The sequence below is a fragment of the Bacillus sp. ES1-5 genome (genome assembly GCF_022487605.1).
Classification (GTDB): domain Bacteria; phylum Bacillota; class Bacilli; order Bacillales; family Bacillaceae_G; genus Bacillus_A; species Bacillus_A wiedmannii.
Genome location: NZ_JAKVPU010000008.1, coordinates 173,804 through 190,439, shown reverse-complemented (window position 1 = coordinate 190,439; position 16,636 = coordinate 173,804). Strand labels below are relative to the sequence as shown.

At 34.1% G+C, this 16,636-nt stretch carries 20 protein-coding genes and 1 pseudogene; 11 read left to right on the top strand and 10 right to left on the bottom strand.

Annotated features, from left to right (window positions below; genetic code table 11):
- Window positions 1-76: 76 nt before the first annotated feature.
- The 7 genes and pseudogenes from MKO96_RS22910 to MKO96_RS22880 all read left to right on the top strand — a co-directional run bounded on the left by MKO96_RS22910 (window position 77) and on the right by MKO96_RS22880 (window position 5,403).
- Window positions 77-538: a MarR family transcriptional regulator gene (locus tag MKO96_RS22910; RefSeq protein ID WP_240588787.1), complete on the top strand. Its 462-nt coding sequence runs from the start codon at window positions 77-79 to the stop codon at window positions 536-538.
- 128 nt (window positions 539-666) lie between these two features.
- Window positions 667-1,521 (top strand): patatin-like phospholipase family protein, encoded by an 855-nt coding sequence (locus tag MKO96_RS22905; RefSeq protein WP_131247280.1) that lies wholly within the window; start codon window positions 667-669, stop codon window positions 1,519-1,521.
- 196 nt (window positions 1,522-1,717) lie between these two features.
- Entirely contained in the window at window positions 1,718-2,113 is a 396-nt protein-coding gene (locus MKO96_RS22900; RefSeq protein ID WP_001969711.1) for a hypothetical protein, read from the top strand.
- 87 nt (window positions 2,114-2,200) lie between these two features.
- Window positions 2,201-3,274: pseudogene (locus MKO96_RS22895) on the top strand (ABC transporter permease).
- A gap of 9 nt (window positions 3,275-3,283) precedes the next feature.
- The gene (locus MKO96_RS22890) at window positions 3,284-4,516 is read left to right on the top strand and encodes an ABC transporter permease (RefSeq protein ID WP_240588786.1); all 1,233 of its coding nucleotides are present in this window, start codon (window positions 3,284-3,286) and stop codon (window positions 4,514-4,516) included.
- Window positions 4,517-5,167: an ABC transporter ATP-binding protein gene (locus MKO96_RS22885; RefSeq protein ID WP_240588785.1), complete on the top strand. Its 651-nt coding sequence runs from the start codon at window positions 4,517-4,519 to the stop codon at window positions 5,165-5,167.
- A 32-nt stretch (window positions 5,168-5,199) separates the two neighbouring features.
- Window positions 5,200-5,403, top strand: a complete 204-nt coding sequence (locus MKO96_RS22880) for a hypothetical protein (protein ID WP_240588784.1) — start codon at window positions 5,200-5,202, stop codon at window positions 5,401-5,403.
- A 98-nt stretch (window positions 5,404-5,501) separates the two neighbouring features.
- Here MKO96_RS22880 and MKO96_RS22875 read toward each other — a convergent pair whose 3' ends face one another.
- Complete coding sequence (locus MKO96_RS22875; protein WP_087979507.1) at window positions 5,502-6,803, bottom strand: NCS2 family permease; 1,302 nt, start codon at window positions 6,801-6,803, stop codon at window positions 5,502-5,504.
- A gap of 201 nt (window positions 6,804-7,004) precedes the next feature.
- On the opposite strand from MKO96_RS22875, the gene MKO96_RS22870 reads away from it, so the two are divergent.
- The 3 genes from MKO96_RS22870 to MKO96_RS22860 all read left to right on the top strand — a co-directional run bounded on the left by MKO96_RS22870 (window position 7,005) and on the right by MKO96_RS22860 (window position 9,056).
- Window positions 7,005-7,871, top strand: coding sequence for an SDR family oxidoreductase (locus MKO96_RS22870; RefSeq protein WP_240588783.1), 867 nt, complete (start codon window positions 7,005-7,007; stop codon window positions 7,869-7,871).
- A gap of 68 nt (window positions 7,872-7,939) precedes the next feature.
- The gene (locus MKO96_RS22865; RefSeq protein WP_240588782.1) at window positions 7,940-8,701 is read left to right on the top strand and encodes a L,D-transpeptidase; all 762 of its coding nucleotides are present in this window, start codon (window positions 7,940-7,942) and stop codon (window positions 8,699-8,701) included.
- A gap of 103 nt (window positions 8,702-8,804) precedes the next feature.
- Window positions 8,805-9,056 carry a hypothetical protein gene (locus MKO96_RS22860; protein WP_000834190.1) on the top strand — a complete coding sequence of 84 codons (252 nt, stop codon included), beginning with the start codon at window positions 8,805-8,807 and terminating at the stop codon, window positions 9,054-9,056.
- A 33-nt stretch (window positions 9,057-9,089) separates the two neighbouring features.
- Here MKO96_RS22860 and MKO96_RS22855 read toward each other — a convergent pair whose 3' ends face one another.
- From MKO96_RS22855 to MKO96_RS22815, 9 genes are all read right to left on the bottom strand, one after another.
- Window positions 9,090-9,305: a DUF1540 domain-containing protein gene (locus MKO96_RS22855; protein WP_240588781.1), complete on the bottom strand. Its 216-nt coding sequence runs from the start codon at window positions 9,303-9,305 to the stop codon at window positions 9,090-9,092.
- Window positions 9,306-9,377: 72 nt separating this feature from the next.
- Window positions 9,378-9,830, bottom strand: a complete 453-nt coding sequence (locus MKO96_RS22850; RefSeq protein WP_240588780.1) for a thioredoxin family protein — start codon at window positions 9,828-9,830, stop codon at window positions 9,378-9,380.
- A 12-nt stretch (window positions 9,831-9,842) separates the two neighbouring features.
- Window positions 9,843-10,262 (bottom strand): disulfide formation protein C, encoded by a 420-nt coding sequence (locus tag MKO96_RS22845; protein WP_000532271.1) that lies wholly within the window; start codon window positions 10,260-10,262, stop codon window positions 9,843-9,845.
- Between the two features lie 164 nt (window positions 10,263-10,426).
- Window positions 10,427-10,675 (bottom strand): YhdB family protein, encoded by a 249-nt coding sequence (locus tag MKO96_RS22840; RefSeq protein WP_048562501.1) that lies wholly within the window; start codon window positions 10,673-10,675, stop codon window positions 10,427-10,429.
- A 117-nt stretch (window positions 10,676-10,792) separates the two neighbouring features.
- The gene (locus MKO96_RS22835; protein WP_240588779.1) at window positions 10,793-11,302 is read right to left on the bottom strand and encodes a PCYCGC domain-containing protein; all 510 of its coding nucleotides are present in this window, start codon (window positions 11,300-11,302) and stop codon (window positions 10,793-10,795) included.
- A 45-nt stretch (window positions 11,303-11,347) separates the two neighbouring features.
- Complete coding sequence (locus MKO96_RS22830) at window positions 11,348-12,457, bottom strand: GerAB/ArcD/ProY family transporter (RefSeq protein WP_240588778.1); 1,110 nt, start codon at window positions 12,455-12,457, stop codon at window positions 11,348-11,350.
- A gap of 12 nt (window positions 12,458-12,469) precedes the next feature.
- Window positions 12,470-13,552, bottom strand: coding sequence for a spore germination protein GerYC (gene gerYC, locus MKO96_RS22825; RefSeq protein ID WP_240588777.1), 1,083 nt, complete (start codon window positions 13,550-13,552; stop codon window positions 12,470-12,472).
- Window positions 13,549-15,054 (bottom strand): spore germination protein, encoded by a 1,506-nt coding sequence (locus MKO96_RS22820; protein ID WP_240588776.1) that lies wholly within the window; start codon window positions 15,052-15,054, stop codon window positions 13,549-13,551. Before MKO96_RS22820 ends, gerYC begins: the two co-directional genes overlap by 4 nt.
- Window positions 15,055-15,178: 124 nt before the next feature.
- Window positions 15,179-15,778: a hypothetical protein gene (locus MKO96_RS22815; protein WP_240588775.1), complete on the bottom strand. Its 600-nt coding sequence runs from the start codon at window positions 15,776-15,778 to the stop codon at window positions 15,179-15,181.
- Window positions 15,779-16,010: 232 nt separating this feature from the next.
- Here MKO96_RS22815 and MKO96_RS22810 point away from each other — a divergent pair, with 232 nt between their 5' ends.
- Complete coding sequence (locus tag MKO96_RS22810) at window positions 16,011-16,571, top strand: nitroreductase family protein (RefSeq protein WP_000214808.1); 561 nt, start codon at window positions 16,011-16,013, stop codon at window positions 16,569-16,571.
- Window positions 16,572-16,636: the final 65 nt, after the last annotated feature.

Below are 16,636 nucleotides of genomic sequence, written 5' to 3'. Positions count from 1 at the left end.
CTTGTAAATATGAAAAAATGATTTTAAAATGGTATATAGTTAAATTGTTTCTTTGGAAACCTAGGGGGCGAACGGATTGGATCATGCAACGAAACAAGTGGAAATACTTTCGGACATTCGTACACTTTTGCATAAAAAAGAAGAACATTTGAAAGGGCAAAATGAGAAGTTTCTTCGTGAGACAGGTATAAGTGGTATGTCTTTATCTGAACTACATGTGATCGAGTGTATCGGAAAAAATGCTCTGATGAATGTAACTGCTATTACAACAGAAATGGGGATGACAAAGGGTGCAATCTCTAAAATTTGTACAAAGTTGTTTCACAAGCAATTCGTTGAGAAGATGCAAATGTTAGATAATCAAAAAGAAATTTTCTTTCGCTTAACAGAAAGCGGAAATGAAATATATAAAGCTCATGATAAATTGCATAAACAAGCTGAAGAAAAGTGGCTGCTACTGTTAGATGGATATACGAAAGAAGAGCAAGATTTTATTCAAAGGTTTATAAAGGATGTCTCCAAACATTTGGAAATATAATTGGAAGAAAAAACTCCTTTATTTCAAGCCTTTTGAATATAATTTCTAAAAAAACTCATATATAATAGAGAAAGATACTTAACATAGTGAATAATTAAAGAGTCAATATATAAAGAGGAGAGAATAACATGCTTGAAAATACGGGATTAGTATTAGAAGGCGGCGGTATGCGTGGTGTATATACGGGCGGGATATTAGAATATTTTATGGAACAAGATTTATATTTTCCATATGTAATTGGTGTATCGGCCGGTGCTTGTCATGCAGCGTCGTATCTTTCCAGACAAAGAAATAGAAATAAAACAGTAAATATTGATTATGCATCACACCCACAATATTTATCGTATAAAAATTTATGGAGAAAACGCCAATTGTTTGATATGGAGTTCATTTTTCATGAAATTCCAGAAAAACATGTCCCGTTTGACTTTGAAACATATTTTAATAGTCCAGAGCGTTTCCTTGTAGGTACAACAGATTGTGAAACAGGACAGTCTGTTTATTTTGAAAAAGAGGGAACGAATGATGATGCACTAAATTTATTACAAGCATCTAGTTCATTACCTTTCATTGCACCTGTAGTAAATTACCGTGGTAAGCAGTTATTAGATGGCGGGATTTCTGATCCAATTCCAGTTCGTAAAGCGCAAGAAGATGGATTTAAAAAATCAGTCGTTATTTTAACGAGAAATCATGGTTATGCTAAGAAAAAATCAAAGTTTGGATGGGTGGCAGCGAAAGCTTATAAAAAATATCCGAAACTTGTTAATACGATGTTGAATCGTTATGAAGTATATAATGAAACACTTCACTACATTGAAAAAGAAGAGCAAGCTGGGAACTTATTTGTTATTCGTCCAGAAGTACAGCTTCAAGTAGATCGTATGGAAAAAGATACGGCAAAACTACAAAATCTATATGAGCAAGGCTATGAAGATGCAAAGAGACAGTTTGCAGATTTGCAGGCGTTTTTACAAAAATAAGTATGAGGCTGTGGAGAAGCATTTCTCCACAGCCTTTTTATATTGCTACTTATACGTTACTTTTTAAAAATGTATGAATGTTTAGGTGTTTAAAGAGTTTGTAAAACATAGGGGTTTCTTATGGAGGAGAATTTATTTGAAGGATATTATGATGATGTAGCGCTACTAAACTATTTAATTTATGAGGTGATTGTTAATGAAAGGAAAAATTTTTTCAATTACGACTTTAGTAATATTAGCAACATCAATCTCAACAAGTGCATTCTATCCAACTCTAAGCGGTCACAAAAGCGGTAACCTACTATCTTACAGAGCTCAAACTACTACAAATCAAAATGCATCTCGTTGTTCAGTAGCAATTTCTTTTATTAAATCAAATGGAAATAATTCATATATTGAAAGCGCTTCAGACAAATTAGGATCCCATGAATCTGGAAGAGCATTAAACGCAACTGTGAGTAATGGTGCATATAACGCATTTGGTGCAAAAGGACTATACTCTGAGCATTATGCTAATGAGAATAATGACTATCAAGAAGATACACACAAAGGTACTTTTGATAGTAATGGTAACTTACGATTACAGTGGTAAAAAGCATTAAACAGTTGTCTTTATAAATATTTGGATAAGGAGAAGGGGATGTTTATCATCTCCTTCTTATCTAAAAGGAGCAGAGGCATGTATTTAGCTTTTAAAAATATAAAAAACAATAAACTGTTTTCAGTCATTCTTCTTATGGCATTTTTTATTTCTTTTCTTTCTATATCAATAGCCGCACTTTTAACAGAGTCTAAACGAAACTTTATATCTGCTTTTCAAATCGGTTTTCCAGAGAAGAATCAAATTTTAACTGTTCCGATAGCGAATGCAACTGAATTGGAAGAGGTAATTCCTTTCATACAAGATACTTTTGTTAGAAGTGATATTTACGTAGAGCATTTAAAAGCATTAAATAGTTCAGGGGCAACAAAGATCATAGCTGTGAACCTAAAAGATGATTATTATTGGAAGCCATATATTTCTGAAGGACAATATTTTCATCGTGAAAATGTAAGCGATATGGTTGTTGGCGATCAAACGAATGTAGAGGAGTTATATGAATTTGATGATATATATATATAAATAGGAACTATATCGAGAAAAGACAGTGACGTCGGTGTAGCAGGCATATACGTTCCACTTCAAAACTTACCTACTATATCTAAAAAAGGTATTATCGCGAGTAAACAATTACAATTAACAGTTGTTAATCCTACATCATCTATTCATAACGAAATAAAAAAGTTTATGGATAGGAGTAAAGAAGTGCTTTCGGGAGATGTTCAAATACTGAATGAACGAGATCTTCAGGAACTACATGTGACACATATAGATTCAGCAAATAAGTATTATTATAAATTCATTCTTGTTGCAATTGTTTCTGGCATTTCTGCGGTTTTATTTTGGATTTATAAAAAAGAAAGAGAGATTTCATTAAAAAAAGCAGTAGGTGCTTCTAATATATCTATTTACTGCGAACTATATATTCAAATTTTGTTTATTTCTCTAGCAGCGATGTTCTTAGTTTTTATTACGTTAGAAATATTTTCGGGAACAATTCATACTTATTTTGAGACATACTTAGTAAAACCATTAACACTATATGTATTGATATGCAATGTTGTTTTTATAATTTTTCTTACAATTTTTGTTACTGTAATTCCAATCAAGCACATTATAAATATATATCCCGGAAAACATTTAAGAACGTAGGAGGTCTTCATGTTTTTTATATTTGATTCTATACGGTCTGTGAAAAAACGGTTGTTACCAAGTTTGATTATAGTAATTTCTTTAATTATTGCATTTTCTTCAGCAATAGAATTTGTTAGTAATCTTTCGGGATATCGAAAAATGATGACGGTAACAAATAATTTATCGACGCATAAAAATTTCTATGAACTTTATGCGACGCAAGATATAACATTGTTTAGCGAAGAAAAAGCGAAAAGTGATTATCAACATTTCATTCAAGGGTTATCGAATACGATACCAATAACAAATAAAACTAATTATCTGTTCCGTAACTATTCACTTAGTTTAAAAAAAGAAAATGGAACGATCAAGACTCTTATTGTTGATAAAGATATTAATAAATACTTTTATATACGAATTTCACAAGGAAGATATTTTGAGGAATCGGAATTTCATAAATCAGTATTTGATAGTAGACCTGTTATATTAGGGGCTAATTATAGAGGAAAGGCATCTATTGGTGATATCATACCATCTGGAAAAATGAAACTAAAAGTAATTGGCTTTTTAGAAAAAAATTCAGCATTTACATATCCTCGAAGCGGTGAAATATCAGATAATCGTATTACATTATTAGATGACATGGCGATTTTACCAATTGGAACAGAAGAAATAGAGTTCTATAGTGTAGATCTTTTATACAATGGGTTAATTATAGAAACAAATGAGAAGATAAATATAAATGAATTTCAAAAGAAAGTATTAAAGGTAACAGAAGGTAAGGGGTATTCGTATTATGTTACAAATCCGGATAAATTATTAGAAAATGAAAAGCAAGGTATTGATAATATGTCATATCCCTTATTATTAAGCGGTACAGTCTTATCTTTTTCATTTATATCTATTTTATTAACATCAATGGCCACGCTTTATATGGAACGTAAAAATATTTCTATTAAATCAGCATTAGGAGCAAGTACTTTTCAACTATGTCTTCCGTTTGTTATTGAGTATATGTTGTTATTCGTTTTATCTATATGTATAGGAATTATGTATTTTCAATGGGAGAATAGCGGAGTAATGGAAATTCAGAAAGGGCTAGAAAATAGTATATTATCTTTCTTTGGAACGTTAAAAGTCTCTATAGAATCATTGGTTGTTATAGGTGCTTTATCACTTGTAATGATCCTCGTTATATATGCAATCATTTATTTCAATGTACTAAAAATAAAAAATACATATATGAAAGAGGTGTTATAGATGATTCAGCTCGCAAATGTGGCTAAGGGATACGGAAAGAGTAATTTTAGTGCTTTAAAAGATATTAATCTTACAATAGAAAAAGGCGAAATGATAGCCATTATGGGACCATCTGGTTCAGGGAAATCAACCTTACTTAATATTATTGGCTTAATTGATAGCCCCTCTACTGGAAAGTATTTTTTAGATGGCATGGATACGAGTACATTAAAGTCAAACTATCATAAGTATAGAAATAAGGAAGTTGGATTTGTGTTTCAAAACTTTTCGCTACTAGATGATTATACAGTTATTGAAAATGTAATGCTCCCGCTTATATATAGAAAAATTTCTCATAAGAAACGTATACAAATATCAAAAGAAATGCTTGAGATGGTAGGGCTGGAGAGACATATTAATAAGTATCCCCACGAATTATCTGGAGGAGAACAGCAAAGGACAGCGATAGCGAGGGCATTAGCACAAGATACAAAAATTATACTTGCTGATGAACCGACTGGTGCTCTCGATCAAGAAAACGGAGAAAAAATTATGAGCATTTTAAAAGAAGTTCATAAACAAGGAAAAACGGTGCTAGTTGTTACACATGATCAAAAGGTAGCTGCATACTGCCAGAGGACAATACGTTTGCTTGATGGATATGTGGTGTAATATGGATAAAAGTATGTGGAGTGGTGATACAGATGGAAAATGTATATAAAGAGCTTAGACATACTGGATTTACTATGTTGCTTATTTTTGGCGGTGTATTTTTACTGCGCTGGTTCATTCATGATGAAATGCTATTGGATCAGCTTATTGGGTTGAGTGTAGGGATGGTAATAGTTATTTCATCAATTTTCATTCAAAAGTACAGTAAAGAATTACAAATAAATGAGAAGTGTTAAAAGTAATTCGTATGATTGTTATAGAAGGAAAGTAGAGCATCGAAATTAGATGCTCTACTTTCCTTTTATAAATAAAAAATCCCTCTTTATGAGGGATTTTAATGTGGTAAGAAAATCAATTGATAAGCGAACAAGATTCCGAATACATACACAAGTGGGTGAACAGAACGGAATTTACCTTTTGCCACTTTCATAAGTGGGTATGAAATAAATCCAAGTGCGATACCTGTTGCGATACTTGATGTAAGTGGCATGCTTAAGATTACTAAGAATGCTGGGAATGCTTCATCAAATGCGTCCCAATCGATGTGGCGAACTGATCCCATCATAAGACTACCAACGATAATTAATGATGGTGCAGTAATAGCTGATACACCAGAAACGGCACTTACTAATGGTCCGAAGAATGCTGCTAGTGCAAATAGAACAGCTACTGTAACAGTTGTTAAACCAGTACGACCACCAGCTGCAACACCAGCAGATGATTCAATGTACGCTGTTGATGGTGTTGTTCCGAACATAGAACCGATTGTTGCTGAGAATGAGTCAGATAGAAGAGCTCGTCCAGCTTTTGGAAGCTTTCCATCTTTCATAAATCCACCTTGTTGAGCAACGCCAAGTAATGTACCTGTTGTATCGAATAATGTAACAAGGAAGAATGAAAATACAACGCCGTATAATCCGTAGTTAATTACATCAGATACAGCAGTAATTGGATTGGAAACGATGATTCCTTCTGGTAATCCAGGCATTGATGTAACGCCGTTTGAGAACGATAATTGTCCTGTGAAGTAAGCGATAATACCAGTTAATAGCATTCCGATAAATAGTGCACCATTTACATTTAAAGACATAAGGACAATTGTAATTCCAAGTCCGGCTAATGCTAGTAGTACTGGAGCAGAGTGAAGATCACCAAGTCCAACTAAGTTTGCATCGTTTTTTGTAACGATACCTGTTAAACGTAAACCGATAAAGGCGATGAAAAGACCGATACCAGCAGTAATTGCATGTTTTAAGTTTTCAGGAATTGCTTCCATTAATTTTGTACGGAAAGATGTGAATGATAACAAAATTAAAATCATACCTGCTACGAATACAGCAGAGAATGCAATTGCGAAAGTCATGCCTTCATGAGCTTTTACAACAGAATAAGAGAAGTAAGCATTTAATCCCATACCTGGTGCAATTGCGATTGGTAAGTTTGTAAAGATCGCCATAAATAATGTTCCGACAACAGCAGCGATAATTGTTGCTGTAAATGCTTGTTCAAATGGAACTCCTGCATCCCCAAGGATGACAGGGTTTACGACAATGATATATGCCATTGTTAAGAAGGTAATAATACCTGCCATAATTTCAGTTTTAATAGAAGTTTTATGTTTTGAAAGGTTAAACATATAAACATCCTTTCTGTTTACGAATAATTTTCACAACAGTTATATATAATATTCGTTTTTTAACTATTTTGCAATAGTTTTGCATAAAAAGTTTATAACAATTCATATTTTGTGTCTTAAATTCGAATATTAATCGTAAAACGATGTGTGAATTTCAGTTTTTATTGTGCGCATTATAAGGAAAAGGAGTTGAAAGAAGCTATGCCACAGCAAAAAAACTTTGTAACAATGCCTGCGCAACATCAAAATAAACAGCCTGGTATTGAATCATTAATGAATCCACTTCCGCAGTTTGAAGATCCAAATTATAAAGGAAGTGAAAAGTTAAAAGGAAAAAATGTATTAATTACAGGAGGAGACAGTGGGATTGGACGCGCTGTTTCCATCGCTTTTGCGAAAGAGGGAGCAAATATTGCGATTGCGTATTTAGATGAGGAGGAAGATGCAAATAAGACGAAACAATATGTTGAGAAAGAAGGGGGAAAGTGTGTATTGTTGCCGGGTGATTTAAGTAATGAACAGCATTGTAAAGATATTGTAGAAGAGACCGTTCGGCAGCTAGGTAGTTTGAACGTCTTAGTAAATAATGTTGCGCAGCAATATCCGCAGCAAGGGCTAGAGTATATTACAGCAGAACAGCTAGAAAAGACTTTTCGTATTAATATTTTTTCTTATTTTCACGTTACGAAAGCAGCACTTTCTCATTTAAAGCAAGGGGATGTCATTATAAATACGGCGTCTATCGTTGCGTATGAAGGAAATGAAACTTTAATTGATTATTCCGCAACGAAAGGAGCAATCGTAGCTTTTACAAGATCACTTTCTCAATCGTTAGTGCAAAAAGGGATCCGTGTAAATGGTGTTGCGCCTGGACCCATTTGGACACCACTTATCCCATCGAGTTTTGATGAGAAGAAAGTTTCTCAGTTTGGGAGCAATGTTCCGATGCAAAGACCTGGTCAACCATTTGAATTAGCGCCAGCATACGTATACTTAGCGTCTGGGGATTCATCCTATGTTACCGGGCAAATGATACATGTAAATGGAGGCGTTATTGTAAATGGATAGTTTTCATTGATAAGAGCAAAGTAAAGTTAATTCCACTTATTATATTGAGCGCTAGGGGAGGGATATAGATGAAAAAATTATGTTTCGTCATACTATTATTTTTCATCCTACCGGTTAGTGCTTTTGCTGATATAGATCATCTAATATTAGTGAATCTTACGACAAACCAATTATCTTTTTTTGAAAATGGAAATTATACAAAGACATTCCCCGTAACAACTGGAAGAGACCGTACACCTACACCTGAAGGTAATTTTTGTATTATAACTAAATTTAAAAATAAAGAATACCATCGGAAAAAAATAGCTGGAGGTGCACCGAATAATCCTCTCGGTACGCGTTGGTTAGGTTTGGATAAAAAGGAGTACGCGATTCATGGAACAAATCGGGAATGGACGATTGGAAGCAGAGAGTCGAATGGTTGTATTCGCATGCATGACCGGGATATACAATGGTTATATGATCGGGTGCAATTACAGACGAAAGTAATCATTTCTCGTTTTCATACGAGCCCAGAATATGAAGCGAATAAGCTTGGTTATCGTGTTGTGAGCTGGAATGGTCGTAAAGTAGAGGAAGAGCAAATTGGCATGCTTACGTTAGTTGACCGTGCCGATATATATTGGCAAGAACCAAATGGGCGGTTAACAAAAGTGAAAACGGTATTGCCAAACGAAAAATATACAGTGTATTCAAAACGAAAAGATGGAATATATTATATAGGAAACAATTTGTATATTGTGGATGAAACAGGAGAAAAAATTCGTTATGAGCAAATTCCTACTTCGACCTTAAGTAATATATATAAACGGAAATATAATATTCCGTAATGGCTACCGTATTATAGACGGTAGCTTATTTCTACTTCGAGTTTAACTGCAACTATTGTATTTTGCTGAATATAATACAGTACAGATAGGGGGCGGTTACATTATGAAAAGTGAATTTGCTTTTAAAATTTTCTTAGTAACGACCTGTTTATTTATCGTGTATTTGTATGCGTTTCTCGTTTTTTCTTTTTATGTTCCATATGTTGATTTAATATTGTTCTTCGGATTTATTTGGGCATTTGTGAAAGCAAGAGAAGGAGAGAAGAGTATATATCGGCGCATTACCTTATGTGGGACAGTTGTTCTCGTTATTTTGTACTTTTTTATTATGCATGATTTTTGGAGAGGAATGTAAAAAAGCATACGAGTAATCGTATGCTTTTTATGTTTAATATTTTGGCTTAAAAGTATGACAACAAGTTTCTACACTCGTTGCTACAGAACTTTCTAGCGTCTCGTTTGTTAAAACCGCGTTTGTATATGAATCATTTGTATTCGAACCAGTTTCTTGTGCATCTGGTTGAACAATGATTGAACTTGCTTGACAAAAGTTACCTTGTCCCCAAAATGAGCAATTGGAAACAGAACATTTCACTTCTGGCATAAAACCCCCTCCTTATACATTAGTTTGGGACTTTACGCCCATTTCATGTGTAGAAGGAGTTTCCTTTTCTCGTTATTTCTTCGTTTGCTCAAGCCATTCTTTTAATTTGTCTTCCGGTTGTTCACCACTAATACGGCTTACTTCTTTGCCATCTTTAAAGTGAATGATTGTTGGAGTTCCTTTAATTTTATATTCATCCCAAGGAACATCTAGTTTTTCAATATCCATAACTTTCATATCAACGTTCAAGTCTTTAGCCATTGGTACTACGACAGGAGATAGCTTTTGACAATGAACGCAAGATGTTTGATAAAAGTATACCGTTTCTTCTTTTTTCTCTTTTAAATTCTTTTGAAGATCTGAAAGAGAGATTTTATTTGTGTAGTAGTCAGGGCCATTTGTCTTACTCTCAGTAGTATTATCAATTTTTTGGCTAGTAGCGTTTTTTTCTTCCATTTGTGTGACAGCAAAAATTGCTGCAAACAGGGCGATAATAATACCACCAAATATAAGCATTTTTTTCATTCTTTCATCTCCTTATTTGTTTTTTATTACAATAAAACTACATACAGCGATTGTAATAAAGCCGATAAGTGCTAAAAACGGGATTGTAATAAAACCAAACCAGTTTATGAATTCTCCGGTGCAAGGTACACGGCCGCAAGCTGCCCCAGCAGCTGAAAATGCTGCGACTTTTTGAATTGCATAGTGATATAAAGAAATACAAGCACCGATACTTGCAATTGGTAAAGAATAACTTGCGATGCGATAATCTTTCTTTGCTACAGCGATACCAAGCCATAAAACGAATGGATACATAAAAATACGTTGATACCAACAAAGTACACAAGGCTCAAATTTCATGATTTCGGAAAAATACAGACTTCCTAGTGTAGCGACAAAAGAAGCTCCCCATGCGGTAAGTAAAGCATATTCTTGCTTTTTTTCTCGTCCCATATTTTATACCTCTCTTATAATAGTTACATACTAAATTATAGTATGAAGTAGCATAGAAAAGAAAGAAAAAATATGTTTATCAATAAAAGTTTTATAAGAGGAAACTTTTATTGATATCAATATTTAAAAAAGCGCCATTCTCCTGAAGAGAATAGCGCTATATTTTACATTTGAATTTGTTCTACTTCTTCTATATGTGACTTTTGGGATGCATGGTCAATATATTGAAATAGGAGCTGCAATTGTTTATCAACTTCTGGTAGTTCTTTACTGTATTGATAAGCGTGTAAAAAATGTTCAATACGCTTAGAAAATAGTTGATCGTTCGTTTGAACCATAAGAACGAGTAATTTATCCCAATTACAGCTATACGTGTAATAGAGAGCTTTGTCATAGTCGTTATATGTTTGCACTGTGTACCCTCCTTACCGAGAGTTATATATAGTGTGTGATAAGTAAGGAGAAATACACTTGAAAGAATTTGTTAAGAAAAAAAGTGAATGAAAAAAAACGAGGTGTTTCCTCGTTTTTTAAGCTTTTGGCATTGGCGTAGGTGTTGGTTTGCCATAGCCTTCTTTGTATTTATTATCGATATAGTTACGAATTTCAAGCGTTGATTTTCCTTTTTGTTTCATTGAAGCAGATTCAACTGCGATTTCTAGGCAATTGACGCAAGTCGTTGCATGGGAATCCCAAACAACTTCACCATTCTTTTTAATTTCACGAATAAAGCAATTTTTATTATTTTTATGTCCTACACTTTCACCGCAACCGCAGTAACATGGAATCCAATCTAATAGCTCTGCATTTTGTCCAGCGACAGTGTAGATATCTTTCATTTGTGGATCAAGCTTGTCTAGGAAGGTAGGAAGTGTGTCGACTCCTTTTGTTTTTTCTTGAATGTCAGCTTGCTGAGTATGCGATGCGTGGTCATGCTCTTCTTTTGATTCAGATGATTTTTTTTCATTTGTACTAGTAGCTCCGCATCCAACAAGAATTAAACTCAGTACTGCAAGTAAAGAAAATACATATTTCTTCATACGCTTGTCCCCTTTACAAATGTATTAATCAAATTGTATCAGAGATTACGGTGTATCGGTTGAAGATTTTTTCGACGGATTTTTGAAGCTCCATCGTAGCGAATGAAATAGAAATAAAATAGGGATATAAGCGTATACAATATATAAACCAGCTTGAGATAGTACCGTATTTAATGCATTGATACTTTCGCGGTTTGTGAAAAATAAGGATGAAATAAATATGACTGCGATAAACAATGGCAGTGTAATTTTAAACGGTATGTGAAACGATTTTTTACTAATGCAACAAGAAGACCAAATGGTTAAACAAAGATTTGGTAAAATAATTAGATACCATAGGAAGATAATGATGTACTCAAACCTTTGGATGAAAGGAACTTTTATGATTTTTAGCATTGTTAATGTGGGCCAAATTGTATGGTGTAGTTGCCCTTGACTATAGTACATAAGGGAAACGATGGCTAGTATTACGTATAGAATTGTTGTAAAAGCGATACCGCCATGTGCCCATTTATTTAACGATTTTCCTTTTCTAATAAATGGATAAAAAACAAGGATTGCTTCAAATCCAAGAAATTCTAATGCAGATGCTTTCGCTGCAGTTAAAATGTCTAAAGGTGAATGAGTAAGAATTGGAAAAATGTTACGAACATGTGCATATTTCATTGGGAAAACTAAGAAAAGCAGGACGAAAATCGGTATTATGACGCCCCAAAAACATATTCCTGTTACAGAACGAAAGCCGCCCCTAATTATGTAATAAGCTACAAGTAAAAATAGTAAGGTTAATTTCCACGGTTTAATTGTAGGAAAGACCCAAACTTGAATCACTTCAATATATGTACGAAGAACAGTAAGGCAAAATAATAAAAGATATGCGGCAAAGCATACGGAAAAAAAATTTCCAATCCATTTTCCGAAACATGTCGTATGAATATTCATTAAATCATTATCTTTTTCTAACATTTTAAGCATGCAAAATAGTACGATATGAGTTGCAATGCCCGCAACGATAAGGGAAATCCAAGAATCATACCCAGCATATTGCGCAATAATCCTTTGGTATCCTAACACACCTACCCCAATTTGAAGGGAGTGTAATAGAAGGAATGTGAAATAAGGGGAAACAGTATGTGTTTTATCTTGTTCAGCCATGATAGCACCTCACTATTCTCCAATACCAGATTGTACGATATTAATTTTTACATTAACGGCAACGTCTACGTTTGGATACATATCTTGAATTTGTTTCATGCTCCATTTTCTTGAGTGACTACGAATTTCTTCACGTATACCGATTGGATCAATTTCTTTTTCTTGGAATTGTTTTATTAATTCGTTTAAATCCTTCTCAAGCGTTTTTTCTACATGTTTTTTTACGTAAGTTACATTTTTACTCTTTGATAAATCAAGCCAGTCAGGGGCATTTTTTATAAGTCCATTTAATTTCAGGCGAATGTGAACTTTCGGAATGTCACCGGGGGCGGAAAGGGAACAAACACTATTTCCAGATAAGTTTTGGGTTGTGATTAATCCTTTATGTTTACCTTGACGTATTGGGACTTCGTAACGGCCATTTTTCGTTGGATTAATGAGCAATTTAAATAAAAAAGATCCTGCTTTATCTGTATACATAGCCACTTTATCCTTTTTTAAAAAAGCTAGTCCTTTAATGGAAGCAGATTTGTCTTCTGATACTTGAATGTAAGGAAGAAATGGATCGCATCCAGATGAATAGAAGTTATATAAAAAAATATTTAAAGCTGTCCGCGGGATTGTCTCGTTTTTTATATTTTGCTCCAATAAATCAGATAAATAAAGTGATCCATTTATTCTGACATGTTTCAGTAATTCTTCTGCTGAACCATCTACAAGTGCTAGCTGCACATCACGGCCAATGTTAGGATCACGTTGTAAGTTGTTAATAACATCTCCAAGTCCATGTTCACCAAATGCTTTTCCAAATAGGACAACACGCATTTGACCTACAGCGATCGTATGTGGAGATTTGGCGTTTAGAAGGGAAGAGATTGTTTCAATTGTACCTGCATGCGTTGATTGAGTTTCTGGTTTAGATTGTACGCCCTTTGTGTAATCGGGATATAAAATGGTTCCGCGAAATTTTTTATCTTTTATTATATCGAATCCACCTACGTGAATCATTCGCTGTGTATCAACTATATATGCTTCTGTACAACCAGATTGAACAATTAAAATAATAATGAAAAAGCATAAAAAAATATTTTTCATTTTTCCTCACCGTCGCGTTTTTCTTTCGCTTTGTTCGGGTCATAGCGCCATTTCTTTTGGGGCCTTAGAAAAGAAGCGCGTTCTGCAGTTTGACTAAATGGAAGGCGAAGGAGTCCTTCTGCTGTCCCTAAACCGCGAAATGGATATAGAGGTAATAAATAAGGTGATCCAAGTGATTTTAAGCGAATTAAATGAGCTAATATGAGTACGAATCCTACAATAAGACCTAAGCCCCCAAATGCACCAGCTAAAAGAATAAGTGGAAATCGTAGTATCCGGATAGTAGAAGACATTTTTACAGTTGGTGTTGTAAAAGAAGCGAGTGCTGATAAAGCAACTGCAATTAATAAAATGTTACTCGTTAAAGCAGCTTGAACAGATGCTTGGCCAATTACAATCCCGCCAACGATGCCGATTGTTTGTCCAACTTTTGTAGGTAATCGTGCTCCAGCTTCACGGAGCAATTCGATTGTGATTTCTAAAAAAAGTGCTTCTAAAATGGGCGGAAAGGGTACATTAGCTCTTGAAAAAATAATCGGACCTAGTAAATCCACAGGAATCATTTGATAGTGATACGTTAATACAGCTGTATAAATAGCTGATGAAAATAGCGAGAATGCTGCTCCGAAAAAGCGAACCATTCGAAGAAATGAGCCTGCTATCCATGGTAAATAATAATCTTCTGGCGAGACGAAGAAATCAAGTAACGTCGCTGGTCCAGCTAATGCGTAAGGTGAACCGTCTGTTAAAATAACAACGCCTCCATTCAGTAATGCGTACACAGAGCGGTCTAACCGCTCTGTAGGTAGTAAAACAGGGAAGGGTGAGTTACTATTATCGCTAATAAACTGTTCGATCATAGTTGCATCAAAAGGAACATCAAAGTCAACATCTTGTAAGCGCTGCATTGCAGTATTGATGTGTTGTTCATTTGTAATGCCTTCGATGTAAGCAACTATCACCTTTGTTTTTGATATAGAGCCAACTATAACTTCTTTGAAAACCAATTGCTCTGTTACTATATTTCGGCGAAGTAAGTGTGTATTTGTATCAATATTTTCAACAAATCCGACTTTTGGACCGATTACACTATATTCATTTTCGGTATCGTTATATAATCGTGTACCTAAAACTGAACTTTCAGCACGAATAAGTGCATATTCTGCTGCTTGAGAATCGTTTTTTATCTGTATGAGTACATACCCAACTAATAATTTTTCACGAATATCATCAATAGAAGGATTGGTGATGATCCCTTCGAGTGTAACGATATTTGCTATGTCACTTATATTTTCAATGCGATCTAATTCTCTTTTTATAGGTGTTAAAATGAATCGATTAATGAGGAGTGATTCAGCTGTAGATTTATAATAAAACAAACATAGTGTCCCATCTTCTACGATGTTATAGGAAACGAAATCACTAGATTCTTTCATAGTGAGGATAAACTCTGGAATGGAACAGATTGTTTTTTTCTTCTTTTTAGACGATAAACGAAACATTTTCTCACCCCTTACTACATCATTTCTTTATGTTAGTTTTTGGAAAAGACGGGAATTTATACTTCAAAGTTGAAAGTTCATAAAGAAAAGGAAGAGCAGTGAATACCTCTTCCTTTTTTGCGTGTTAATTTGTTTGCTTCTCTTTAATAGACTTCACTAATTTAATCATCTCTGCTCGTATATCTTCTCTTTTAACATTTAATTTTTCCGCGATTTGTTTAATATCCATACCGTCTTTTTTCATTTTTAGTACATCATCAAGAGGGGTATTACTCTTTTGAGAGATGATTGTTAATACTGTGAGCTGACGTAATCCGATATTATATTCTTTCATTTTTTGTTTTAGTCCGTCTGGTGTAGATTTTTGTATATTTGCTAATTCTTGCAGCAGTGCTTTTTTCGTCTCTTTATTCATATGATGCTTTTTCAACTTACTTGGATCTACACCGAAATGCTCGGCTGTTTTCTCCCAAGATTTATTTTGCTTATAGTAAGCTAAAACGTCTTTTATTTCTTTTTTACCGATTCTTGCAATATGAGCAGCTTTCCAAATTTCATGTTTGTTATAGCCGAGTTTTTCGAGCGACTGCATTTCTTCTTCTGAAATAGGCTTATGATGATGGTGCAATGTTACTTCTTTTGGCGTGGTAGCGGAAGCAGGTAAGGTAGATATCCCGCATAATAATGCTGCCATAGTCATACTTACTACGATTTTTTTGTACATATAAATTCCTCCTAGATGGATAATGTGGAAAACTGTACACATATCATTTCCATAAAATGTGAAATACTTGTGAACAAATGAAGTTTTTTTATTCACAGTATAAAATGACGTTTTTGGAAGTTTTCCAACATAAAACATTGATTAATAGTAAAAAACTAAGGTATAATCGAAATTGAAAATCAATATCAATAACAAATGTATACATATAGATGAAAATAAGGGAGAGAAAAATATGACTACATATACTTCCATCGCAAATGTGATTAAAGAAAGACGTTCTGTACGTACATTCACAGATAAAGCTGTAGATAAAGAGTTATTAATTGAACTATTAAACGACGCAACGTGGGCACCGAATCATAAACACCGTGAACCATGGAATTGTAAATTATACATTGGAGAAGGTCGTAAAAAATTAGTAGATGCAGTATTAAACTCTTTCACAGAAGAAGAAAGAGCGAAACGCGGTAAAATTTTATCAGATCGTTTCTTAAGCACGCCTGCACAAATTGTTGTTTATATTAATGAAGATCCACGTCAAATTCAACGCGACGAAGATTACGCTGCAACATGTGCATTTATGCAAAACTTCCAACTGCTTGCTTGGGAACGCGGATTAGGTTGTGTTTGGAAATCAGGCGGATTGAACTACAATCCATTATTTATAGAAGGACTTGGTTTAACAAGAGGTCAACGCATCGTTGGAATTCTTCACCTTGGCTATTTCGATAAAGCACCAGAAGGAAAAGCTCGTACACCGATTACGGAGAAGATGGAGATTATTGAAGGTTAATAGATGAGACATTCTCGTTTTTATGAGGATGTCTTTTTATTATGCAATCAATCCTCATGAAAGCT

Bases quoted from the DNA above. Each gene is read 5' to 3' on its own strand.
- MKO96_RS22820 (WP_240588776.1), bottom strand. From the start codon at position 15,054: ATGTTTCGTTTATCGTCTAAAAAGAAGAAAAAAACAATCTGTTCCATT.
- MKO96_RS22865 (WP_240588782.1), top strand. From the start codon at position 7,940: ATGAAAAAATTATGTTTCGTCATACTATTATTTTTCATCCTACCGGTT.
- MKO96_RS22815 (WP_240588775.1), bottom strand. From the start codon at position 15,778: ATGTACAAAAAAATCGTAGTAAGTATGACTATGGCAGCATTATTATGC.
- MKO96_RS22885 (WP_240588785.1), top strand. From the start codon at position 4,517: ATGATTCAGCTCGCAAATGTGGCTAAGGGATACGGAAAGAGTAATTTT.
- gerYC (WP_240588777.1), bottom strand. From the start codon at position 13,552: ATGAAAAATATTTTTTTATGCTTTTTCATTATTATTTTAATTGTTCAA.
- MKO96_RS22810 (WP_000214808.1), top strand. From the start codon at position 16,011: ATGACTACATATACTTCCATCGCAAATGTGATTAAAGAAAGACGTTCT.
- MKO96_RS22900 (WP_001969711.1), top strand. From the start codon at position 1,718: ATGAAAGGAAAAATTTTTTCAATTACGACTTTAGTAATATTAGCAACA.
- MKO96_RS22850 (WP_240588780.1), bottom strand. From the start codon at position 9,830: ATGAAAAAAATGCTTATATTTGGTGGTATTATTATCGCCCTGTTTGCA.
- MKO96_RS22890 (WP_240588786.1), top strand. From the start codon at position 3,284: ATGTTTTTTATATTTGATTCTATACGGTCTGTGAAAAAACGGTTGTTA.
- MKO96_RS22880 (WP_240588784.1), top strand. From the start codon at position 5,200: ATGGAAAATGTATATAAAGAGCTTAGACATACTGGATTTACTATGTTG.
- MKO96_RS22870 (WP_240588783.1), top strand. From the start codon at position 7,005: ATGCCACAGCAAAAAAACTTTGTAACAATGCCTGCGCAACATCAAAAT.
- MKO96_RS22835 (WP_240588779.1), bottom strand. From the start codon at position 11,302: ATGAAGAAATATGTATTTTCTTTACTTGCAGTACTGAGTTTAATTCTT.
- MKO96_RS22855 (WP_240588781.1), bottom strand. From the start codon at position 9,305: ATGCCAGAAGTGAAATGTTCTGTTTCCAATTGCTCATTTTGGGGACAA.
- MKO96_RS22845 (WP_000532271.1), bottom strand. From the start codon at position 10,262: ATGGGACGAGAAAAAAAGCAAGAATATGCTTTACTTACCGCATGGGGA.
- MKO96_RS22875 (WP_087979507.1), bottom strand. From the start codon at position 6,803: ATGTTTAACCTTTCAAAACATAAAACTTCTATTAAAACTGAAATTATG.
- MKO96_RS22830 (WP_240588778.1), bottom strand. From the start codon at position 12,457: ATGGCTGAACAAGATAAAACACATACTGTTTCCCCTTATTTCACATTC.
- MKO96_RS22860 (WP_000834190.1), top strand. From the start codon at position 8,805: ATGAAAAGTGAATTTGCTTTTAAAATTTTCTTAGTAACGACCTGTTTA.
- MKO96_RS22905 (WP_131247280.1), top strand. From the start codon at position 667: ATGCTTGAAAATACGGGATTAGTATTAGAAGGCGGCGGTATGCGTGGT.